General features: G+C 68.5%; 23 protein-coding genes. 11 read left to right on the forward strand and 12 right to left on the reverse strand.

Annotated elements, in window-relative coordinates; translation table 11 throughout:
- Nucleotides 1-10: 10 nt before the first annotated feature.
- Together Q7X29_RS15860 and Q7X29_RS15865 are read right to left on the reverse strand one after the other, a co-directional pair.
- On the reverse strand, nucleotides 11-409 hold the full coding sequence (locus Q7X29_RS15860) for a VOC family protein (protein WP_218719168.1): 399 nt from the start codon (nucleotides 407-409) through the stop codon (nucleotides 11-13).
- Nucleotides 406-1,167 carry an arsenate reductase/protein-tyrosine-phosphatase family protein gene (locus Q7X29_RS15865; protein ID WP_218719169.1) on the reverse strand — a complete coding sequence of 254 codons (762 nt, stop codon included), beginning with the start codon at nucleotides 1,165-1,167 and terminating at the stop codon, nucleotides 406-408. Before Q7X29_RS15865 ends, Q7X29_RS15860 begins: the two co-directional genes overlap by 4 nt.
- A 70-nt stretch (nucleotides 1,168-1,237) precedes the next feature.
- On the opposite strand from Q7X29_RS15865, the gene Q7X29_RS15870 reads away from it, so the two are divergent.
- Complete coding sequence (locus Q7X29_RS15870) at nucleotides 1,238-2,500, forward strand: APC family permease (protein ID WP_316574546.1); 1,263 nt, start codon at nucleotides 1,238-1,240, stop codon at nucleotides 2,498-2,500.
- On the opposite strand, the gene Q7X29_RS15875 is transcribed toward Q7X29_RS15870, so the two are convergent.
- Together Q7X29_RS15875 and Q7X29_RS15880 are read right to left on the reverse strand one after the other, a co-directional pair.
- The gene (locus Q7X29_RS15875; RefSeq protein ID WP_316574547.1) at nucleotides 2,482-3,795 is read right to left on the reverse strand and encodes a DUF1254 domain-containing protein; all 1,314 of its coding nucleotides are present in this window, start codon (nucleotides 3,793-3,795) and stop codon (nucleotides 2,482-2,484) included. The two genes, Q7X29_RS15870 and Q7X29_RS15875, sit on opposite strands and share 19 nt — an antisense overlap.
- A 138-nt stretch (nucleotides 3,796-3,933) precedes the next feature.
- The gene (locus Q7X29_RS15880; protein WP_316574548.1) at nucleotides 3,934-4,671 is read right to left on the reverse strand and encodes a VOC family protein; all 738 of its coding nucleotides are present in this window, start codon (nucleotides 4,669-4,671) and stop codon (nucleotides 3,934-3,936) included.
- 148 nt (nucleotides 4,672-4,819) lie between these two features.
- On the opposite strand from Q7X29_RS15880, the gene Q7X29_RS15885 reads away from it, so the two are divergent.
- Complete coding sequence (locus Q7X29_RS15885) at nucleotides 4,820-5,266, forward strand: STAS domain-containing protein (protein WP_316574549.1); 447 nt, start codon at nucleotides 4,820-4,822, stop codon at nucleotides 5,264-5,266.
- Nucleotides 5,267-5,273: 7 nt separating this feature from the next.
- Here the strand turns inward: Q7X29_RS15885 and Q7X29_RS15890 are convergent, their stop codons facing one another.
- Entirely contained in the window at nucleotides 5,274-5,591 is a 318-nt protein-coding gene (locus tag Q7X29_RS15890) for a MerR family transcriptional regulator (RefSeq protein ID WP_316575366.1), read from the reverse strand.
- A 155-nt stretch (nucleotides 5,592-5,746) separates the two neighbouring features.
- Here Q7X29_RS15890 and Q7X29_RS15895 point away from each other — a divergent pair, with 155 nt between their 5' ends.
- From Q7X29_RS15895 to Q7X29_RS33085, 4 genes are all read left to right on the forward strand, one after another.
- Nucleotides 5,747-6,166: an Hsp20/alpha crystallin family protein gene (locus Q7X29_RS15895; RefSeq protein WP_316574550.1), complete on the forward strand. Its 420-nt coding sequence runs from the start codon at nucleotides 5,747-5,749 to the stop codon at nucleotides 6,164-6,166.
- A gap of 199 nt (nucleotides 6,167-6,365) precedes the next feature.
- The gene (locus Q7X29_RS15900) at nucleotides 6,366-6,569 is read left to right on the forward strand and encodes a hypothetical protein (protein WP_218716083.1); all 204 of its coding nucleotides are present in this window, start codon (nucleotides 6,366-6,368) and stop codon (nucleotides 6,567-6,569) included.
- 537 nt (nucleotides 6,570-7,106) lie between these two features.
- Nucleotides 7,107-7,475: a MerR family transcriptional regulator gene (locus Q7X29_RS15905; RefSeq protein ID WP_308248328.1), complete on the forward strand. Its 369-nt coding sequence runs from the start codon at nucleotides 7,107-7,109 to the stop codon at nucleotides 7,473-7,475.
- An 86-nt stretch (nucleotides 7,476-7,561) separates the two neighbouring features.
- Complete coding sequence (locus Q7X29_RS33085; protein WP_394358688.1) at nucleotides 7,562-7,834, forward strand: CsbD family protein; 273 nt, start codon at nucleotides 7,562-7,564, stop codon at nucleotides 7,832-7,834.
- An 89-nt stretch (nucleotides 7,835-7,923) separates the two neighbouring features.
- Here Q7X29_RS33085 and Q7X29_RS15915 read toward each other — a convergent pair whose 3' ends face one another.
- From Q7X29_RS15915 to Q7X29_RS15925, 3 genes are all read right to left on the reverse strand, one after another.
- Complete coding sequence (locus Q7X29_RS15915; RefSeq protein WP_218716084.1) at nucleotides 7,924-8,727, reverse strand: HEAT repeat domain-containing protein; 804 nt, start codon at nucleotides 8,725-8,727, stop codon at nucleotides 7,924-7,926.
- Nucleotides 8,728-9,005: 278 nt separating this feature from the next.
- Nucleotides 9,006-10,289, reverse strand: coding sequence for a cyclopropane-fatty-acyl-phospholipid synthase family protein (locus tag Q7X29_RS15920; RefSeq protein WP_316574551.1), 1,284 nt, complete (start codon nucleotides 10,287-10,289; stop codon nucleotides 9,006-9,008).
- 96 nt (nucleotides 10,290-10,385) lie between these two features.
- A complete protein-coding gene (locus tag Q7X29_RS15925) occupies nucleotides 10,386-10,994 on the reverse strand; it encodes a hypothetical protein (RefSeq protein ID WP_218716086.1) in 609 nt (202 codons plus the stop codon).
- Between the two features lie 268 nt (nucleotides 10,995-11,262).
- Here Q7X29_RS15925 and lppU point away from each other — a divergent pair, with 268 nt between their 5' ends.
- The 3 genes from lppU to Q7X29_RS15940 all read left to right on the forward strand — a co-directional run bounded on the left by lppU (nucleotide 11,263) and on the right by Q7X29_RS15940 (nucleotide 13,675).
- The gene (lppU, locus tag Q7X29_RS15930) at nucleotides 11,263-11,901 is read left to right on the forward strand and encodes an LppU family putative lipoprotein (protein WP_218716087.1); all 639 of its coding nucleotides are present in this window, start codon (nucleotides 11,263-11,265) and stop codon (nucleotides 11,899-11,901) included.
- A gap of 533 nt (nucleotides 11,902-12,434) precedes the next feature.
- Nucleotides 12,435-13,004, forward strand: a complete 570-nt coding sequence (locus tag Q7X29_RS15935; RefSeq protein WP_316574552.1) for a DUF2637 domain-containing protein — start codon at nucleotides 12,435-12,437, stop codon at nucleotides 13,002-13,004.
- A gap of 173 nt (nucleotides 13,005-13,177) precedes the next feature.
- Nucleotides 13,178-13,675, forward strand: coding sequence for a hypothetical protein (locus Q7X29_RS15940; RefSeq protein ID WP_316574553.1), 498 nt, complete (start codon nucleotides 13,178-13,180; stop codon nucleotides 13,673-13,675).
- A gap of 32 nt (nucleotides 13,676-13,707) precedes the next feature.
- On the opposite strand, the gene Q7X29_RS15945 is transcribed toward Q7X29_RS15940, so the two are convergent.
- Both Q7X29_RS15945 and Q7X29_RS15950 read right to left on the reverse strand, forming a co-directional pair.
- On the reverse strand, nucleotides 13,708-14,370 hold the full coding sequence (locus tag Q7X29_RS15945) for a hypothetical protein (RefSeq protein ID WP_316574554.1): 663 nt from the start codon (nucleotides 14,368-14,370) through the stop codon (nucleotides 13,708-13,710).
- A 185-nt stretch (nucleotides 14,371-14,555) separates the two neighbouring features.
- On the reverse strand, nucleotides 14,556-15,716 hold the full coding sequence (locus Q7X29_RS15950) for a zinc-binding dehydrogenase (RefSeq protein WP_218716091.1): 1,161 nt from the start codon (nucleotides 15,714-15,716) through the stop codon (nucleotides 14,556-14,558).
- Nucleotides 15,717-15,946: 230 nt separating this feature from the next.
- On the opposite strand from Q7X29_RS15950, the gene Q7X29_RS15955 reads away from it, so the two are divergent.
- Complete coding sequence (locus tag Q7X29_RS15955) at nucleotides 15,947-16,333, forward strand: beta-sandwich lipoprotein (RefSeq protein WP_218716092.1); 387 nt, start codon at nucleotides 15,947-15,949, stop codon at nucleotides 16,331-16,333.
- 2 nt (nucleotides 16,334-16,335) lie between these two features.
- Here Q7X29_RS15955 and Q7X29_RS15960 read toward each other — a convergent pair whose 3' ends face one another.
- On the reverse strand, nucleotides 16,336-17,049 hold the full coding sequence (locus Q7X29_RS15960; protein WP_316574555.1) for a cutinase family protein: 714 nt from the start codon (nucleotides 17,047-17,049) through the stop codon (nucleotides 16,336-16,338).
- A gap of 298 nt (nucleotides 17,050-17,347) precedes the next feature.
- Between Q7X29_RS15960 and Q7X29_RS15965 the strand changes: the two genes are divergently transcribed.
- The gene (locus tag Q7X29_RS15965) at nucleotides 17,348-18,736 is read left to right on the forward strand and encodes a WS/DGAT/MGAT family O-acyltransferase (RefSeq protein ID WP_316574556.1); all 1,389 of its coding nucleotides are present in this window, start codon (nucleotides 17,348-17,350) and stop codon (nucleotides 18,734-18,736) included.
- A gap of 55 nt (nucleotides 18,737-18,791) precedes the next feature.
- Here Q7X29_RS15965 and Q7X29_RS15970 read toward each other — a convergent pair whose 3' ends face one another.
- Nucleotides 18,792-19,676, reverse strand: a complete 885-nt coding sequence (locus tag Q7X29_RS15970; RefSeq protein ID WP_316574557.1) for an alpha/beta fold hydrolase — start codon at nucleotides 19,674-19,676, stop codon at nucleotides 18,792-18,794.
- Nucleotides 19,677-19,695 lie beyond the last annotated feature (19 nt).

A 19,695-nucleotide genomic window follows, 5' to 3' on the forward strand; every position in this document is an offset into this window, starting at 1 on the left:
ATGGCCTCGGTCAGTGGCGGCCCGGCGGGTGGTCGGCCGGCTGGAACAATTCGATCAGGTTGCCCGCGGGGTCGGCGAGCAGGATCTGACTGCCGCCCGGCCCGGAAACGATGTCGGTGCGGAAGACGACGCCGTTGTCGCGCAGGCGGGTGACCTCGGCAGCAAGGTCGTCGACGATCAGATGGATACGGTTGGCGCCGGGCGTCGCGATGTCGGCGGGGGTGGCCCGCGCACCGGAGCTGGCCGGTCCGGACAGCAGCAGCCGCAGCGATCCCCGCACGACGTCGGCGAATGCGGGTGCGGCATTGATGTGCACGGTGAAACCGAGTGTGCCGGTATAGAACTCGATGGCGGCCGCGACGTCGTCGACGAGATAGCGGACGCCGACATATTCGGTGGAGGACGTCATGACGCACTTCCTTTCGTGCGGACGGTGAGGGTGGGCAGCAGGTAGCGAACGCGGGTGTCGATCTCGCTCGCGGTGGCGCGGAAGAGCGGGTAGTTCTCGCCCGCTGCCGCCGGATCGGGGATACTCCAATGCAGGTGGCGGGGATTCTCGCCGAAGTCGGGGCAGACCTCGCGGGCCTTGTCGCACAGGGTGATCACCGCGTCGAATCGGGTGTCGTCGACCTCGGTCAGCGCGCGGGGAGATCGTCCGCTGATGTCGATGCCGAACTCCTCGCGCAATACCCGGATCGTGGCGGGGTGCATCGCCGGTTTCGGGCGCGTGCCCGCGCTGACGGCGTCGACCCGGTGGTCACCTCGGTGGCGCAGCAGCGCTTCGGCGATCACCGAGCGGGCGCTGTTGCCGGTGCAGACGAACAGCACCGCCGGTGTCGACGGCGGATCGAAGGCAGGCGCGTTCGGGTGCAGGCGCAACGCGGGGTGGAGTGCGGGGCCCGCGGCGGTGAGCAGGGCGGCGCACCGGTCCAGATCCAGGTGGTTGTAGCTGTCGCGGCCGTCGTGGCTGCTGCGCGTCGTGGTGACCAGCCCGCCTTCCCGCAGGAGACGCAGATGGTAGGAGATGAGGTTCTGCGGCTGGTCGAGGCGGGTCGCGAGGTCGCGGACGCGACAGTCACTGCCCGAGAGTTCTCTGAGCAACTGCCATCGCACCGGATGGGCGGCCAGATGAACAAACGGTGGAACAGCTTGACGAGTCGACGTCACCGATCCAGGATAACACCGAACCCATCAAATGAATTTGATGGATATCGCGATCACCCGAGACGGGAGCAAGGTGTCCGACACAACGCCGACCGGCCTGCGCCGCAGCCTGGGGGTCACCGACGCGGTCATGATCGGGCTGGGCGCCATGATCGGCGCCGGGATCTTCGCGGCCCTGGCACCGGCGGCACGCTCGGCCGGATCGTGGTTGCTGGTGGGGCTCGCGGTGGCGGCCGTGGTCGCGTACTGCAACGCGACCTCCTCGGCGCGATTGGCCGCTCGGTACCCGGCCTCCGGTGGCACGTATGTGTACGGGCGCGAACGGCTCGGCGAATTCTGGGGCTACCTGGCCGGCTGGTGTTTCGTCGTCGGCAAGACCGCCTCGTGCGCGGCGATGGCGTTGACCGTGGGCACCTACGCGTGGCCGGCGCACGCGCATGCGGTGGCCGTCGGCGCGGTCGTGGCGGTGACGGCGGTGAACTACCGCGGTGTCCAGAAATCGGCGCTGCTGAACCGGGTGATCGTAGCGATCGTGCTGGCGGTGCTGGCCGCGGTCGTGGTCGCGGCGTGCACGTCCGAGTCCGCCGAGTTCGCGCGGCTGGAACTCGGCTCCGAGGTCACCGTATTCGGGGTGCTGCAGGCGGCGGGCCTGCTGTTCTTCGCGTTCGCCGGGTACGCGCGGATCGCCACGCTGGGTGAGGAGGTCCGCGATCCGGCGCGCACGATTCCGCGCGCGATTCCGCTGGCGCTGGCCATCACGCTGGTGGTGTACGCGTTCGTCGTGGTCGCGGCCGTGGTCGTGCTGGGGCCGCAGGGGTTGGCGCGGGCGAGCGCACCGCTGACCGAGGTCGTCCGGGTCGCCGGCGCCGGGTGGCTCGAGCCGGTGGTTCGGGTCGGTGCCGTGGTGGCCGCACTCGGATCGCTCCTGGCCTTGATTCTCGGTGTGTCGCGCACGACGCTGGCGATGGCCCGGGATCGCCACCTGCCCCACGGACTGGCGGCGGTGCATCCGCGCTTCGCGGTGCCGCACCGGGCCGAGGTAACGGTCGGGGTGATCGTCGCCGTCGCCGCGGCCACGGCCGACATCCGGGCCGCGATCGGATTCTCCTCCTTCGGCGTGCTGCTCTACTACGCCGTGGCGAACGCGGCCGCGTGGACGCTGACCTCGTCGGAGGGTCGCCCGCCGCGGTGGGTGCCGGTCATCGGGTTGCTCGGGTGTGCGGTCCTGGCCTGCACGCTGCCCGCCATCTCCGTGCTGGCCGGGGCGGGCGTCGTCGTGCTCGGCATCGTGATCTATGCCGTGCGCCGCGGCGGTGCTCAGTTCTTGCGCCGCTGAACCGGTGGCGGCGCCCAGGTGCCGTCGAGTGCTTCGGAGCGCGGCGCGTAGAGGCGCATGGTGATGCCCATCGGGCCGCTCGCCGCCGGCAACCAGTTCGATTCGAGGTCGGGGCCCGGGTTCTTGCGGGAGACGGAGATGTCGAGTGAACCGTCCGCGTCGTACCGCAAGGGATCTCGGTCGCCGATGGCGAAGCGATCGAGTTCGTTGGGGATCTGGAAGCCCTCGGCGTCGTACATGGTGATCGACCAGAACGCCGTGGCCGGTGGCAGTTTCCCCGCGTCGAAGTGGATCACGTAGTCGTTGTCGCCGACGAGCGGTTCGCCGTCGGCGTCGGCGGTCAGCAGCGGATAGATCGCGTCCTCGGGCGGGTTGGCGCCCAGCCCGACCAGCGTGACGGCAGATCGTTTGAGGTAGTCGTTGCCATAGACGCCGATGTTGCCGTGCACGCTCACCCACCCGTTGACCGGCGGAGCCAGGTGAGGCGTTGCCGCGGCCACCGCCGCGCGCGCCGCGGCGACACCCGCCTCGATCGCTTCCAGCTCCTCGGGGGAGAAGCGGGTCGCGTCGAAGTCCTGCCCGGGCACGATGCCCAGCAGCGCGATCCGTGCCAGCTGGGAGAAATCGGTGCTGTGCGGCGGGTCGGCTTTCAGTGCGGCGGCGGCGCGATCGAAGAACTCGGTCGCCGACATCGTATTGACCTGCCGCAATGGTTCGGTTTCGGTGACCAGGGCGGGATCCGGCTCGAACGGGGGCGGGTCGGCCAGTTCGGTGATCCGCAGTCCGTCCTGGAACTTGTTCACCGCCGCGTAGTCGGCGGGCCCGTTGGTCTGGGTACGGCCGATCATCCAGGCATGAGGCGTGGGGGAGCGGATCACCGTGACGTCGGCGGGCAGCTCGTCGCGGTAGCCGGGGCCGGCGATGACGAAGTCCTGTTCGGCGGTGCCGGTGGTCCGCTTGCCCGGGGTAGCGAACACATCGGTCCAGGCGTCCAGGATCGGGAGCATGTAGTAGCGGTCGTCGCTGTCGGGAACGTGGACGAGGACGGGGCCGCGGGTCAGATCCAGCCAGGCCGACGAGTACAGCGTGTCGAAGTTCGGCCGCACGACCGCGCGGAACTCGACATCCGGGAACTGGCGCATGTGGTGGAACTGGTTCGGAGGTCCGAAACCGGGGGTGGAACCGGCGGGTGAGTTCGTCTGCTGCTGACGGGTCACCTCCATCGTCACCAGCGAGTAGAGATAGACGTACGATTCGTAGCTGAGAGTTTGCAAGTCGTCGGACAAAACGCTCATGACGCCTCCATTGTGGATCGCAATCCGCCCGGTATCAGCCTCTTTTCGAACGTATCAGGGGCGGATAACGGCGCAATCACACGATGTTCAGTCGATTGCTGGAGGCCGGGAGCTGTTTCGACGAGTGGTGTGTTGCCGTCAGGCCGGGGTGAGCACGCAGAATTCGTGGCCCTCGGGGTCGGCCAGGACGGTCCACGGCACTTCGCCCTGGCCGATGTCGAGATCGGTCGCGCCCAGGGTCCGCAGCCGCTCCACCTCCGCCGCGTGGTCGTCGCCCGGATAGGGCCGCAGGTCGAGGTGGATGCGGTTGCGCACGGTCTTCGGCTCCGGCGTGCGGAGGAACTCCAGATAGGGGCCGACGCCGACGGCGGAGCGCAGTGTCGCGTGATCGTCGGACACCTCGTGCACGGTCCAGTCCATCGCCTCGCCCCAGAACCCCGCCATGGCCCGGGGATCGACGCAGTCGACGACCACCGCGGCGATCGGCCCGGTGCCCCGGTAGACCGCCCGAGGCTCCAGCACGCAGAACTCGTTGCCCTCGGGGTCGGCGAGCACCGTCCACGGCACCTCGCCCTGGCCCACGTCCGCGGGCGTCGCACCGAGCGCCCGCAGTCGCGCGACCAGCTCCGTCTGCTCGGTCGCCGAAATGGTCGCGAGGTCGATGTGCACGCGGTTCTTCACCGTCTTGGGCGCGGGATCGGCCACCACGTCGATACAGACCGCGCTCGGATCGGGATAGGCGAAGTCCTCGGGCTCGAGATTGGTCACCCCCGGCGCCTCGCTGCCCGTCTCCCAACCGAGCGCCGCCGCCCAGAACCGTCCGAGTGCACCGTCATCGCGAGCTTTGATATGGATCTGCACCAGCCGCGTAGCCACGGGGCCGATCCTATGCGGCAACAGTGCTGTCACAGTCGCTGACACCGAGGGCTGACAGTGGTGGAATCGAGGCGGCGACCGTCCTTGATGAAACAGGGCCGATCGTGCATTCGGGGCCTGCACCGGTGCCCCGAGAATTCGAGGACTCGTGAGCGTCCACTCCCGTCACGGCGGAAACCACTTTCCGCCCCTTCCCGGCGAGCCCGCCGAGGTGTGCGCGCGGCTGCAGGGCGAACTGGTCGCCCGGCCCAACGCGGTGATCCTGTACGTCTGCGGTGAGGTCGACGCCTACACGCTCCCGCGGTGGCGACGCATGCTCGATGCCGCCTTCCTCGCCGCCGCCGAGACCGGCCACCTCGTCGTCGACATCGGCGACGCGGGATTTCTCGGCTGCCGCGCCGTTCTGGACCTGGCGGCCGGTGCGCAACAGGCCATGGCCGAGGGAGTCGGGGTCAGTCTGGTGAATCCGGTGCCTTCGGTCGTGGACCGCGTCATCGCCATCGCCGGTCTGTCCGCCTGGCTACCGGTGCACACCTACCTCGTCGACGCCCTGGTCGCGCACAAGCGGGGGCCGGAGCACGCTGCCGCCGGCTAGCACGCGATCACGCGCGGGGCGGCTTGCGTTCGGAGCGCAGTCGATCGCGTTCGGCGCGCAGTGCGGCGACGGTGTCTTCGAGTTCGAGGATGCGGGCCACCGCGGCCAGGTTGATGCCCTCGCCGGTGAGGGTGGTGATGCGATGTAGGCGGGTGAGGTCGTCGCCGCTGTAGCGGCGGGTGCCGCCGGCGCTGCGAGCGGGGGTGAGCAGGCCGTGTTGTTCGTACAGGCGCAGGGTCTGTACCCCGATGCCCGCCAGTTCCGCGGCTACGGAGATCGCGTACACCGCCTGTGCTGCCGGTATCGGGTCGTGCGGGGAGATCATCGGTGCCTTCACCTCGATTCTGTGGTCTGTATCAGATTACTTGGTTCTGCTGCTTGCACTCATCTGGGTCGAGTGCTAAATAATATCTATGTCGGATGACAGAGGTTATCTGGCGATGATCCTATCGAGAATGGAGTGAGTTGGAGGTGGCGGCCATGTTGATGCGCACCGATCCTTTTCGTGATCTGGACCGGTGGACCCAGCAGGTGTTCGGCACGGCGGCGCGGCCGGCGGCGATGCCGATGGATGCCTGGCGTGAGGGGGACGAGTTCGTGGTCGAGTTCGACCTGCCGGGGATCGATCCGGACTCTTTGGATCTGGATGTCGAGCGCAATGTGGTGACGGTGCGTGCGTCGCGGCCGGGTCTGGATGCGGATCGGTCGATGATCGCCGCGGAGCGTCCGCGTGGGGTGTTCAGTCGTCAGTTGTTCTTGGGGGAGAGTCTGGATACCGATCGGATCCGTGCCGACTATCGCAATGGGGTTCTGCGTGTGTCGGTTCCGGTGGCGGAGAAGGCCAAGCCTCGCAAGATCGAGATCTCCCGCGACAGCGAACTCCAGGCCATCGACGCCTGAGCCGGGGGCTGGAGGTCGACGATGTCGGCCTCGCTCCCGCCACCCGACCTCGCCCGGTGTGACGAGGGGAAGCGAAAGAGAGGTGATGTGTATCGACAACGTCGCGAACGACTCTTCCGATGACCCGAAGTCGACTTCCCGGTGGCCGGTCCGCCCGGCCACCGCAAGACCCATCCGTCCGATCGCTGAGGAGGATCCGATGACCGTCTTACCGACAGCCACCCAGGCCGATCGCGCCGATCAGGAGACCTTCGTCTGCACCGCCGACCGTGACCTGGGCCTCGATGTCACCGCAGTGCGCGTCGGCGAGCATGCGGTCGACACCGCTGATCTGTCCGACCGTATCGACCAAGCCTGGAGTGTTCCCTGTGTCGACGACGACTTCTCCTGCTTCGCCTACTGACCGGCACACCGACCCCGTCGCGAGGGTCGAGCCGAGCGCGATCTGGCCCAACCCCAGCCCGCTGGACACCTGGTGGACCGAGATCATGGACGGCGTGCCGCCGCCCCCGCGGCGCTGATCGGATAGCGCTGCTGCGGGTCGAAGAAATCTGTAGCGGCGGGTGTAGACATTATCGATGACTGGGTATACAGTCGGTGTCGTTGCAAGATGAAGTCAGGTGGCCGGGCAGGCGAACTGCCCGGGATGACAGTTCGACCGTCCCCTCCGGCGGAGAAGCGAATCCGGTGCACTCGGCCGGACCGCCGGAGGGGACGAAGACCGCAAGACCCCCCGCACGACCGCAGTAGAACCGACGAATTGGAGGTGGTGGCCACTGAGTAGTCATTTACCAGTCCCGCATCCCGGGAGTTGTCGGATGCGGTGTCTCAGACCGGCCTCGGTGGCCGGTGTACGCAAGTGAAATCAATCCCTCAGTCGTAATCACGGCCCCGGCGCTCAGTGCGCCGGGGCCTTCCGGCGTTGAATCCGAGAGGTCTCGTGCAGCACCCGAACATCAATCCCGCCGACGGCACCAGCCCGGCGGACAAACTCGACGACGATGACTACCCCGCCTACAGCATGGGCCGCGCCGCGGAGATCCTCGGCGTGACCCAGGCGTTCCTGCGCGGCCTCGACGCCGCGCGGCTGCTCACCCCACAACGTTCGGCGGGCGGGCACCGGCGCTACTCGCGCTACCAGCTGCGCATCGCCGCCCGCGTCCGCGAACTCGTCGATGCGGGCAACGCGCTGGAGGCGTCGTGCCGGATCGTGATTCTCGAGGACCAACTCGCCGAGGCGCAGCGCATCAATTCGAACCTGCAGCGCGAACTCGACGAACGCGGTACCGCCGACCATCCGCCGACCTGACCGGCGGCGCGGGCGCGCCTGTGCCGACGCCGCGCTCGACCGGTCGGTGCAGGACAGACGCCGTTGACTCCGGTGGATGGGGCGCGTTGACTGGTAACGACACGATGGTCGCCGACGCCTGTCACGACCATGAATTCGGAGGCGTTGCCGGCTCGTCGGCGCTGCAGGCCCGAGGAAGAAGTGCCATGAGTATCAGCAAGAAGATCGCCTATTCCGCCGAGGCGACCAAGGGCAAGATCAAGAAGGTGTTCGGTCGGGCCACCGGTAACCGAACCCTCGAGGCGGAAGGCCGGGCCGATCAAATCAGAGGAAACCTGAAACTGTCCGGCGCCAAGATCAAAGACGCCTTCAAGCGCTAGGTCTCGGTGTGCCCGGTTCCATTCCACGATGTGGCGGCGGCCGACGATTCCGGCAGGCTCGCCGCGGGTCGTGCCCGGCTGGATCGGAGTCAGGATTCGCGCGCGGCGATCGCGGCCTGGATCCGCCGCAGGGTGCGCAGGCCCTTCTTCGCGGCGACGCTCACCATGCCGTCGAAGACGGTCGAACCACGGTCGTTGGCCATCAGCCGTTCCAGGGTCGGCACGGCACGGTCGTCGCCGGTCGAGCCGAGTGCGACTGCCGCCCAATACCTTTGGTCCGGGTCGTCGCTGCCTGCCGCGTCGCACAGCCGTGGGATCACCTCCGGGGTGAAGGTGGACAGCGCGCTGGCGATATAGCCGATGCGGTAGTACCGGCGATTCTCGAATTCGTCCCAGAGCGCGGCCAGGGCGGCATCGCCGCCGATCCGGCCGAGGGCCTCGGCGGCCCGCTCGCGCATCCCCGCGATGGAGTCGCCCAGCACGGGAGTGAGCGCCGGGACGGCCAACTCGTCGCCTAGTACGCCCAGCGCGATCACCGCTTGCTCTCGCGCCAGCTGTTGGGAATGATCCAGCATCGCGATCAGGCCGGGCACCGCCTCCCGGAATCCGAGCGCCGCGCAGCCCATCGCCGCCCACGCCTGGCAGTTGTACCGGGTGTCGGCCAGTGCCGCCAGCAGTGGCTCCCGGAGAGTGTCGTCGCCGAAGACCGCGGCCCGGTTGAGGGCTCGGCTGTACAGCGCGCGGTGATAGTCGGGATAGTCGCGGACCAACGTGCGCAATGCCTGCGCGGCCGAGGCGTCGCCGTCGGCCGCCCGCGCGAGCAGCAGTCGCAGATTCTCCTCGCGGGTCTCGAGATCGCCGTCTTGGAGGATGCGCGCGTCAGCTGGGTTCACCGGCCAACGGTACCTGGCGATGTCCGCGCCACCACCGACCGCGCTCGGGTGGGCTGAACTCGCACGACACGCTCCGGTCAACGGTGGAGGTGGCCCGGCCGGAGTGTGCCGCGCCGTGTGGGGAGTCGGGCCCGGATCTGGTCGGGGGTTTCGACGAACATCAAGAACCCGGGGGAGGACGATCTGTTCCGGATTCACCTACCGCAGATCGTGGCCGATATTCGGGACGATCTCGGCCACCCCGGCGGGGTATCGCCCGCGGTGGGCTGTCCCGCGATCTATCCCCAGGCGCGCCGGGTCGTGGGTATGTCGGCCTCTCCTGTCGGTTCCGGGACGACGCCGAGTACCTGGTGGATTCCGAGTCCGCCGTCCTCGAAGCCCAGCGCCGAGGCGGCCATATAGAGTCGCCAGATTCGGGCGCGGCCGTCGCCGACGAGGGAAACCGCCTGTTCCCAACCGTTTTCCAGATTCGCGACCCACTGGCGAAGGGTGCGCGCGTAGTGCTCGCGCAAGGCCTCGACATCACGGACTTCGAAGCCGGCACGCTGCATCGCCAGGACGACCTCGCCCACATCGACGAGTTCACCATCCGGGAACACGTAGCGTCCGATGAAGGATCGTTTCTGCATGACCGAGCCGCCCGGTGCGGAGATCGCGTGGTTGAGCAGTCGTCCATGGGGGTGCAGCAGGGCGCGCAGGGTGTCGAAGTACTCGGCGGCGCGCTGGGAGCCGACGTGTTCGAACATGCCGATCGAGGAGATGGCGTCGAACGTCTCGCCGCGCAGGTCCCGATAGTCGGCGAGTCTGATCTCGACCCGGTCCGACAATCCCGCCTCGGCGACTCGCCGCCGCGCCAGCTCGACCTGAGCACTGCTGATCGTGACACCGACGACCTGTGCCCCGTAGGTCGAGGCCGCGTGCATGGCCATGGATCCCCAGCCGCAGCCCACGTCGAGCAGGCGCATGCCCGACCGCTCGGGCAAACCCAGCTTGCGGCAGACCAGGTCGTGTTTGGCGCGCTGGGCGTGTTCGAGGGAGCCGTCGTCCTCCGGCACGAACCGCGCGCACGAGTAGGTCATGCTCGGACCGAGGACCAGCCGGTAGAAGTCGTTGCCGACGTCGTAGTGATGGCTGATCGCCGCCGCATCGCGGCGCTTGGTGTGCAGCGGTCCGCGCCGCGGCCGTGCCTCCTCCGCGGGAGGCTGCGGGCGGCGCCCGAGTGCGCCGAGTCGGCGTGCCGCGCCGATGGCCTGCCAGGCCGCGCCGAGACCGAGGCGGGCGTCGTTCGGCGCGGTGGACTGAAGCGCCCGCAGCATCCGGAAGATGTCGCCGTCCAGATCCACGGTGCCGGAGACGAAGGCGCGCGCCAGCCCGAGCTCACCGGGCGACCAGATCAGGTGACGCAGCGCCTCCGCGGATCGCACGCGCATGGTGCCGGGGCTCGCACCCTCGGGCAGGATCGCGCTGCCGTCCCAGAATTCGAACCCGATCGCGGGGCGCGGTCCCAAGCTGGCTCGCAGCAGAGGTTCGAACGCGGCAGCGACCGTGGTCTGGTTAGCCATACGACCACTATGGCCCGCGTCGCGCCGGCGCGATGGCAGCGACGCGGGCGCGGCGCGTTGCGCGGTGGCGGTGTCGATCGTCGGCGAGGAGGCGGATCAGGGCCGGCCGCTGACGACGGCGGTGACGGCGTCGAGGAAGGGCTGGCCGCCCAGGGCGTAGCCGCCGGCGATCGCGCCGAGGACCAGGCCGACGGGGCCGGTGATGATGCTGAGGAAACCGAAGCCGAGCACCGTGCCGATGAGGCCGCCCAGGAGGCCGCCGACGACCACGCCGACCACGTTGCGGTTGATCTCGTTCGTCAGCTGGGACATGGGGCTGATGGTCTGCATCTCGCCGATCTCGGTGGCGTTCGCCTGCGGGGCGAGCACGAGGTGGCGACCGCCGTCGGAGATCGTCTGCGCGACTCGCATTGTCGCACCGGAGATCTGGTAGGTGAGCGGAATGCGGGCGACGACCTCGCCCGCGTCGGAGGTGAGGGTGACCGCGGTGTTGTCGTCGGTGGTGGTGAAGGTGCCGCCGGAGACGGTGGTGGTCAGCACCCGGGAGAACTCGGTGAGGGTCGCTTCGTAGCGCACGGACTGCTCGACCCCGGACGCGGTGGCCTGGGGCGCCGGTGCCGTCGGTTGCGCGGCGACGGCTCCGGAGGAGATCCAGACGGCGGCGCCGACCAGGAGCGCGGTAGCGGGGAAGTGACCGAGTTTCATCAGGGATTTCCTTTACGCATGACGAAGACTGCGCGGCCGACCGGCGTGCGCGAGGGCACGAACCGTGGTGTCCGCCAGTGAGATCGGGCAGACCCTAGCACTCTTTTCCGGCGGAGAGTTATCCGTCCCGAATTGGGCGCTGGACCAGCTTTCTGCTGTAAAACTGCGCAGATTCACAATTCGACACGTTCGTGTCCGGCCGTGTAAGAACTGTCAGGCGAGTGGGGTGTCGGTCGGGGCGCCCAGCGGATGAGTAGGAACAACACAGATGGCGCGTCGAAAGAGCATTGCCGTGGCCGGTGTGTCGGTAGTGGCGGTGTTCGCCCTGGCTGGGGCCTTCTACGGCGCGCTTTCCGTCATCGCGGGGTTCGGTGCGCGGCTGTCCGGACCGCCCGAGAATGATTCTCCCGCAACTGCTTCGCTGTCCGAGGTTTCGGCAACTCAGCCGCTGGGTACTATTCTCGAGCTATCCGGCGGTGTGGCGTCCACATTGAGTAAATCCGCGTCCCGGATTCCCCGGGTGGATCTGAGTGTCGGCGATTGCGTGGATGTGGGCGCATCCGATATTCAGCAGGCCGCGTGCGGAAGCGCGAATTCTCACTACAAAGTGACGCAATTGGCGTCGGCGGGCGGTCACTGCCCGGGCGACGTCGACCGCTCCCAGTCGCGCACGCTCCCCGGTGGCGTCCAGGAGACTCTGTGCCTGGACATCGACTGGACGGTCGGCGGCTGCCTGGACCTGTCCGGCGACGCGGTCCGGCACGTGGAATGCGCTGCCGCCGTTCCCGGCCGGGTCCGCGTCCTCGAGATCCGCCACGACACCACGGACGTGAACGTCTGCACGGCGGGCGACCGCGGCGTCGTCTACGACGAGCGCCGCTACGTCGTCTGCGTCAGCTCACGCTGAGCGCCACGTACCCGGGTCCCCAACCGCGGGCTCGCTCAGGATCTTCGCGTAGGCCCTGTTGAAGTCGGGTCTGCCCGGCACAGAGGGCGGGATCGGGTCGTATCCGGCGGACGGGTCGAGCTGGGTGGCTGCTCGGTTGTAGGAGCCTGTTTCCAGCAGGATCCGTCGGATGCCCTGGGTGTCGGCAAGGGATTCGAGGTGTGCGAGCACGCGCCGAAGCCCACTATCGCGCGTCGCTCGACGGCGTAGGCGCGGAGCGGGTGAGCGGAGTCCGGATGATCGAAAGCTCGCGGGGTCGGCGTGGCGTCGGGCGTGAGGTCGTGCGGCATGCCCCAGCATGCTCCCTTGTCCGTACCGGGGGACCGGTCTTCGGGTCACCGGCGGGTCCCGGCCGCCTCGGGCTCGTGACCGTACGGCGTCTAGTGCGTGTGTGGCCGTACTCTGTTGAGGGCCTGCATGTTTGGTGGCCGTAGCCCGTAGGATGGAGCCTGATGGACCACACGGACCCTTTCCCTCGACCTGTTCCGTTCACCGTGCCGAAGCTGCTTGTGGGCCTAGGGCTAGTACTTGTCGTCGCCGCGGCGATCGCGTCGTTCACCTTCACCTCCACGCTCGCCCAGGTGGCGGGCATACCCGAAGACCTCACCTGGCTGTGGCCGGTGGTCGCCGGTCTCACCGTCGCGCTGGTCGCCTGCACCTTCATCACGCTCGTGGGGATTCGCGACGAGAAGGCCACGGGTCTGGTCCGGGTCTATGAGCTGCTGCTCGTCGCCGCCGTGCTGGCGAGCATCTGCGGAAACGTCGTGGCCATCTCCCGTGGGCCGATCGAGCTGGGGACCTTCGGGATCGCGACGGTGGTCGCCATTCCGCCGGTCTGCCTGATGATCTGTGTGGGCAACTACCTGCTGCTCACCGCCGTCGTCCCCGTGCGCATCGTGGCCGCCATCCGGGAGGACGACTGGCGGTTGCGGGCCCTCGGCATCCCCAGCCCGTCGTCGCCGTCGAAGGACCCGAACGCCGCGCCGAGCGAGAGCGCCTCGTGGTGGGACCAGTACCGCAGCGAGGCCAGGACGCCGCCGACGACACCGAAGACCCGGACCTAGCCGACCGGCGGCCGACCGTTTCCGCGTGATCCGAGCCCCGGTGCGGACGGGTCGAAGACGAGTCATGGGCGCGTTGATGCAGAATGTGAAGGTGAAGGATAGACCTGAGAGGAAGTTCGGAGTGGCCGCTGTGGGATCGATGGGTGTCGCGACGCCTGTTCGCGGTTAGTTCGATGTCGGACCAGGAAGCCGGGTCGGGGCCTGGTGGAAGCCGTTTCGACGCGGTGGAGCAGCTGCGTCGGAAGTGGGAAGAGACGAAGGCCGCCGACGGTGGCTCGAGCGCCGCCGAGGGCGGGGCGTCGAACGTCGTCCGGCTGCCCAGGCGGCCGCGGCGAGGTCGCGAGGATAGCGGCGACTCCCGGCGTCGCACCTGGTATCCGGAGACCGTGTACGACCCGGCGCCCACCCGCCCGGTGACTCGCGCGGAATTGCAGGGCGAGACCGGGGCCTGGCCGGTCGACGCCGCGGGTCGGCCCGCGGCACCGGCGGGTGGCACCGCCGAGCACGAACGCAACGTCATCGACCTCGGCGCCTCGCGTCGGAAACGCACCGGCACGGATGCCTCTGCCGGCGGCCCTCGGCCGGCGATGCGCCCGCGCAGAATCGGCGCGGGCGAGACGAAGCCGGGCGGTGACGGCGATGCGTCACCGTCGGGCGATCCTGGTCGGTAGCCCGTCGGCCGCCCGGCTGCGCGGACCGCGGGTCAGCTGACGGTGGCGGTGATCTTGATCGCCGGGGTGAGCTTGTACTCGGTGGCGAAGGTGATCGTCTCCCCCTGGGTGAACAGTCCCTGGCAGAGCGTGGCGCCGCCGTCGTCGGTGGCCAGCTTGACGACGGCGGTGGTGGCTTTCAGGGTGGACGTGGCGTTGGTGTAGGTCATCGCGGTGTGATGGGTCCAGAATGCGCACGAGTAGCCGACGGCGGTCCGGAAGACCAGGTTGATCGAGTTGAACTGGTCGCCATTGGTGATCGAGGTGGTGCCGGTGGCCGCGGAGTAGGAGGTGGCCGTCAAGTTGGACGGCCCCGCGGCCGCGGTGAACATGCCCTGCCACGACGTCCCGTCCGGACTTGTGCAGGTGACCGGATTCGTGCTCTTGATGGCGCCCAGCCCGGAGGTGGTCCGGGTGCCGGCGGGCAGCGAGCCGGTCGAGGACAGGCTCGGACAGGTGAAGACCGTCGCGCCGCTCTTGTTCTTCACGGTCAGCTGACCCGATACCGCCGAGAACGCGCCGTTGCCGTTGGGGTTGACGACTGTCCAGGTGGTGGTGCTCGCGTGGGCGGGCGCGGTGGCGGTGAGCGCGGCGGCCATCGGCGCGGCCAGGACGATCGCGGCGAGCGCGCGGCGCGGGCGCAGGGTGGAGGACATGGCGGTCTCGATTCATCAAGCGGGAGAACGCATCTCACGATCGTCCGCCTGGACGGTTCGCGAGCTGCACCGGACATGTCGGCCCGGTCGCGCGACGGTATCAACGAAACCCGTTGCTTAGCAGAACTTTTGAACTATTTGCGTTTCAGTCGTCGTGGCGCACGAGAGACACCCTTGCCCCGGCCTCAGGGCGCAATTTTGTCGCTGCGCGGATCGATCAGGATCTTGGCGTGGTGCTCGGGGGAGCCCAGTGCCGCGAAGGCCGCGTCGATGCCGTCGAGCCCGACCGTGCCGGTGATCAGCGGGCGGGGGTCGACGGTGCCGTCGGCGATCATGTGCAGGGTGTCGCGGAATTCGCCGGGGTCGTAGCCCAGGACGAAGCGCAGCTCGATCTCCTTGTTGATGGCGTTGGCGGGATGGAAGGTGTCCTGCTGCATGCACACTCCCACGACCACGACGCGGGTCGACGGCGGCGCGGCGGTCAGGATCTGGTCGATGATGCCGGGCACCCCGACGCATTCGAAGACCACGGGACCGGCCGGGCCGCGATCGAGGGTGTGTGCCGCACGGAACAGGTACCACCACGGGACCTTCGGGACGCGGCGCACGCGTTCCATGACGTCGAAGGCCAGGTTCAGCATGTCCGCGGCACCGGCGATGCGCGGCGGCTTCGGCGCGGCCTCCCAGGCGGATTCGGTGGCCGGGTCGACCACGACGTCGGCGCCGCAGGCGCGGGCCAGATCCCGGCGGCGCGGCGAGAAGTCGCTCGCGACCACGGTGCGCACGCCCGCGGCCTTCAGCATGGTGACGACGGCCAGTCCGATCGGCCCGCACCCGATGACGAACGCGGTCTGGCCCTGGGTGATCCGGCTCTTGCGGACGGCATGCCAGCCCACCGCCATCGGCTCGGTGAGTGCGGCGAGGTCGGGGGAGAGCCCGTTGGGGACCTCGAAGGTCACCGATTCCTGCGTGAGCACCTGTTCGGCGTACCCGCCGGGCGCGTGGGCGGACAGTCCGGTGAGTTCCGGCTCGCGGTCTCTGCGCAGAATCGGCATCGCGACGACGGGTGTGCCCGGTTTCCAGCGACGGTGCGTGCGCGGCCCGTAGTCGGCGATCTCGCCGGTGAACTCGTGCCCGAGCACGATCCGCTGGTCCGACCGCATGAAGTTGCCGTAGCCGGTGGCGGCGGCCAGGTCGGCGAGCTCGTCGCAGTGCACCCGGGCGTGCAGGTCCGAGCCGCAGATGCCGCAGCGAGTCACCGAGACGAGTATCTGGCCCGGTCCGGGTTCCGGCGTCGGCAGCTCCTCGACGCGAAACTCACCTTTGCTGACCACCGTCGCACGCATGAGCGCCTCCTAGAAGAGTGCTGGGCCATCCCTCGGGTCGCCGACCCCGGTCGTCATCGTAGCTGTCCGGGTAGGCCGGGCCGATCACCTCGGCGCATCCGCTTCCCTGTCCGCGATCAGCTGAATCGATCGACTGCGGAGCGGGGCCGAAAAGTGTTGCGGTCGTCTATCTTCGAGAACAAGGAGCGTGGGATCGTCGTCCGGGCTTCTCGGGATACAGGGGGTAGGAAATGCAGCCGAAACTCATCACCGCTGTGCTGGCGCTCACGGTGGGTGCGGTCGTCGCGACCGGGTGTTCGAGCGACGCCGATGTGGTGTCGAAGAACCTGTCCAAGGAATCGGACCAGTTCAAGATCGACCGCCGGGTGGTGTTCTTCAACGGGATCACCGACAAGTACCTGCTGTCGATCGAGGGCAAGTGCTCGATCAAGGACGAGAACAACCAGCTCGAGGTCACCTGCAAGACCGGTGACGACGAGTACAAGAAGCACTTCCTCGGGCTCTCGGACAACGTGAGCTACTTCGTCGAACAGCTCGAGTCCGCGGAGGTCAGCCGGTATCGCTACAAGGTGATCTTCAAGCCCGAGACCATTCTGGCCGACGTCGATCGCCCCTGAGGCTACGCGCCGAGCCGGTCGTGCACGAAGGCCGCGGCCTGGTCGCGGTTGTCGTTGACGAAGTACGCGAAATGCCCATAGCTCAGGGCGTTTCCGAAGCCGGCGGCCGGGTTGCCGCCCTGGCAGACCCGGTCGCCCGCGTTGCAATAGTCGCGCAGCCGGTCGGCGAATTCGGCGAGTGCACCCGAGGGAAGGGGGCCGGTGCCGGACAGGGCGGGGTCGAAGCTGCCGCGATTGTAGGGCTCGCCGCCGTTGAACAGTGGGTTGCCGAACAGGGCGATGGCGTCGATGCGCGCGGCCGCCTGGTCGGTCACCGCGGTGCGCGCGTTGAGAGTGTTGCCGACGACCCGGGCGCCCTGGGAGTAGCCGAGCAGTACGAGTTGCTGGTCCGGGCAGGCAGCGGCGGTCGCGTTGAGCAGCGCGGTCAGGTTCTCGACGCCGCGCACGGCGCTGTCGGGAGCCATCGAGGCCGGGTATTCGAGTTCGGTCACCGTGGTGCTGCGGCCGGCCTCCAGGGCGATCCGGCTGCCCAGCGGTGTGAGGAGCAGGCTGCCGATCTGCGGTTCGAGGGTGCCCCGAACGGTGACGACCCGGACCTGCGCGCAGACGGTCGGGCCTGCGGACGGCTCGGCGGCCGCGGCAGGGACAGCGGTCGACGCCAGTGCCGCCGCGACTGTCGCCGCCGACCGCAGCAGGATTCGGGATCGTCCACGCATGCGCTCACTGTATTGCGCCGGCGCGGTCGGCGGGAGGCAGACCGGGTTTCCGCACGTTCTCACTGGTCGACGGGGGCGACAGACGGCAAAGTTTGGGTATTTCACATTTGCGGAATGCGACTGATGTCGGCAAGCGCACTGGCAGGAGGTAGTCATGAATCACGTACTCGCCAATCGCTTGCCACCGGCGCCCCGTCGACTACCCGGCTGGCGTCTCGTGGCCGCCTGGGCTGTGAGCGTCGTCTATTTCGGCCTCGAGCGGCGGCAAAAGTAGAACGTGTTCTAGTAGGCTTCGGCTATGGAAAGACTCACTGGATTGGATGCCAGTTTCCTCTATCTGGAGACCGATACCCAGCATCTACACGTTTGCGCCCTGCTGATTCTCGACCCGGCCGACGGGCCGTACTCGTTCGACCACCTCCGCGACGAACTCCGCAGGCGATTGCCGCTCATCCCGCACATGCGCCGCCGAGTCCACCCGGTGCCGTTCAACCTCGACCACCCGCTGTGGGTCGACGACGCCGACTTCGACATCGACAACCACATCCGGCGCGTCGACCTGCCGGAGCCGGGTGGGCGCGCCGGTCTGGCCGCGCTGATCGGGGAGATCGCGAGCCGGCCGATGGATCAGAACCGGCCGCTGTGGGAGATGTCGGTGGTCGAGGGGCTCGACGACGGCAAGGTGGCGGTCGTGTGCAAGTACCATCATTCGGCCGTCGACGGCATCACCGGCACGAACATGATGATGCACCTGTGCGATCTGGAGCCGGGACTGAGCCGCCCGGAACCCGAACCGTGGCGACCGGAACCGGTGCCCGGCGACCTCGAACTCATCGCGCGTGCCGCGGTCCGGTTTCCCGCCAGGGCCGGGATGCTCGGCATGGTTCCCAAGACCCTCGGCATGGTCGCGGGCTTCGCGCAGCGGCGGCGGAACAACGAAGCGGGGATGGCGCTGCCGTTCTCCGCGCCGCGCACGCCGTTCAACCAGGCCGTCACCGGGACGCGAGCGGTCTCGTTCACCAAGACCGACCTGGGCGCGATCAAGGAGATCAAGGCCGCGTTCGGGGTGAAGGTGAACGATGTCGTGCTCACCGTGGTCGGTGGCGTGCTGCGCCGCTACCTGGCCGAGCACGGCGAGCTGCCCGATCGCTCCCTGGTCGCCTCGGTGCCGGTGTCGGTGCACGAGTCCACCCGGCACACCGAGGGCATCAACAAGGTCTCGACCCTGTTCTGCCGTCTGGGCACCGATATCGCCGATCCGGTCGAGCGACTGGAATCGCTGGCCGTGGCCAACCGCGACGCCAAGGCCGAGCACGACCTGATCGGCGCCGACTTCCTCCAGGACTGGTCGAAGTACACCCCGCCCAACACCTTCCGCCTGGCCTCGCGCGTCTACTCGTCGCTGAAGCTGGCCGAGCGGCACCCGGTGGTGCACAACCTGGTGGTCTCGAACGTGCCCGGTCCGCCGATGCCGCTGTACTTCCTCGGTGTGCGGGTCGACGGCATGTACCCGTTCGGCCCGGTCTTCCACGGCGCCGGGCTCACTGTCACGGTGCTGTCGAACTGCGGGGATCTCGATTTCGGCTTCATCGCCTGCCGTGACCTGGTTCCCGATGTCGACGCGCTCGCCGAAGCGGTGCCCGCCGTGATCGACGAACTGCTGGCCGCGGCCCGCGCGCGGGGCTGATCGCCCCCTCCGAATGTCCGCCCTGTTCGCCACCGGCGTCGAACAGGGTTGTCGACTACCGCCGCGCGGTGACCGCCCGGCACGCGTCGGCCAGCGCCGGCACGAACCGGTCCGGCGCGACAGCGCACGCCGCATGACCCGCCGCGACCGGATGCACACTCGATCCGGGAATCGCGGCCGCGAGTTCGATCTGCCGGTACACCGGGATCGCCCGGTCCTTGGTGGTGATGACCACCGCGGTCGGCACCCGCAGCTCCGACAGCCACGCGGTGGCGTCGAACGTCCCGATCTCGGCCAAGACCGGCGCCAGGGCCCATCCGCTCGTACTGCGGAATTCGCCCACCGCCCACTGCCGCAGATGCCCCGGCACCAGGGCGGGCGGCAGTTCCGGCAGGGCGCGCGTCAGCCGCCGAGCCCGCCGGTACGGATAGTCGCCCAGCGATTCGGCGACGGTGGCGAAACCGCGATGGAACGCCCGCTCGCGCCACTTCTCCTGGAAGCGATACGGCGTCGCGCAGGGCACCAGCCCCGCGACCCGGTCCGGATGCCGGTGGGCGGTGAGCAGCGAGACGATGCCGCCGAGCGAATAGCCCACGCAGACAAAACGATCCAGGCCCAGCGCGTCGGCGACCGCGACCACGTCGTCGGCGCAGTCGTCGAGGCGGAACCGTGCCGCTTGGATCCCGCGTCCGTGCCAGCGTTGATCGAACAGCACCACGCGATATCGCGCGCTCAGTGTCTCCAGCGCCGGAAACCAGTTCAGGACGGCTGTGCAGGCGGTGCCGTGCAGCAGGATCAGGACCGGTGCGCCGGCCGGTCCCGGGATGTCCACGACGTAGGTCCGGCCACGCCCAGGGAGGTCGAGCATCCGTCCACCGGGAATCTCGTCGACGGCGGGCACGACGAACGGTCCCGTCCGTACTGATCGCGCGGATCCCACGAAGACCTCCTCGACATTT

The organism is Nocardia canadensis (assembly GCF_032656385.1).
GTDB lineage: Bacteria > Actinomycetota > Actinomycetes > Mycobacteriales > Mycobacteriaceae > Nocardia > Nocardia canadensis.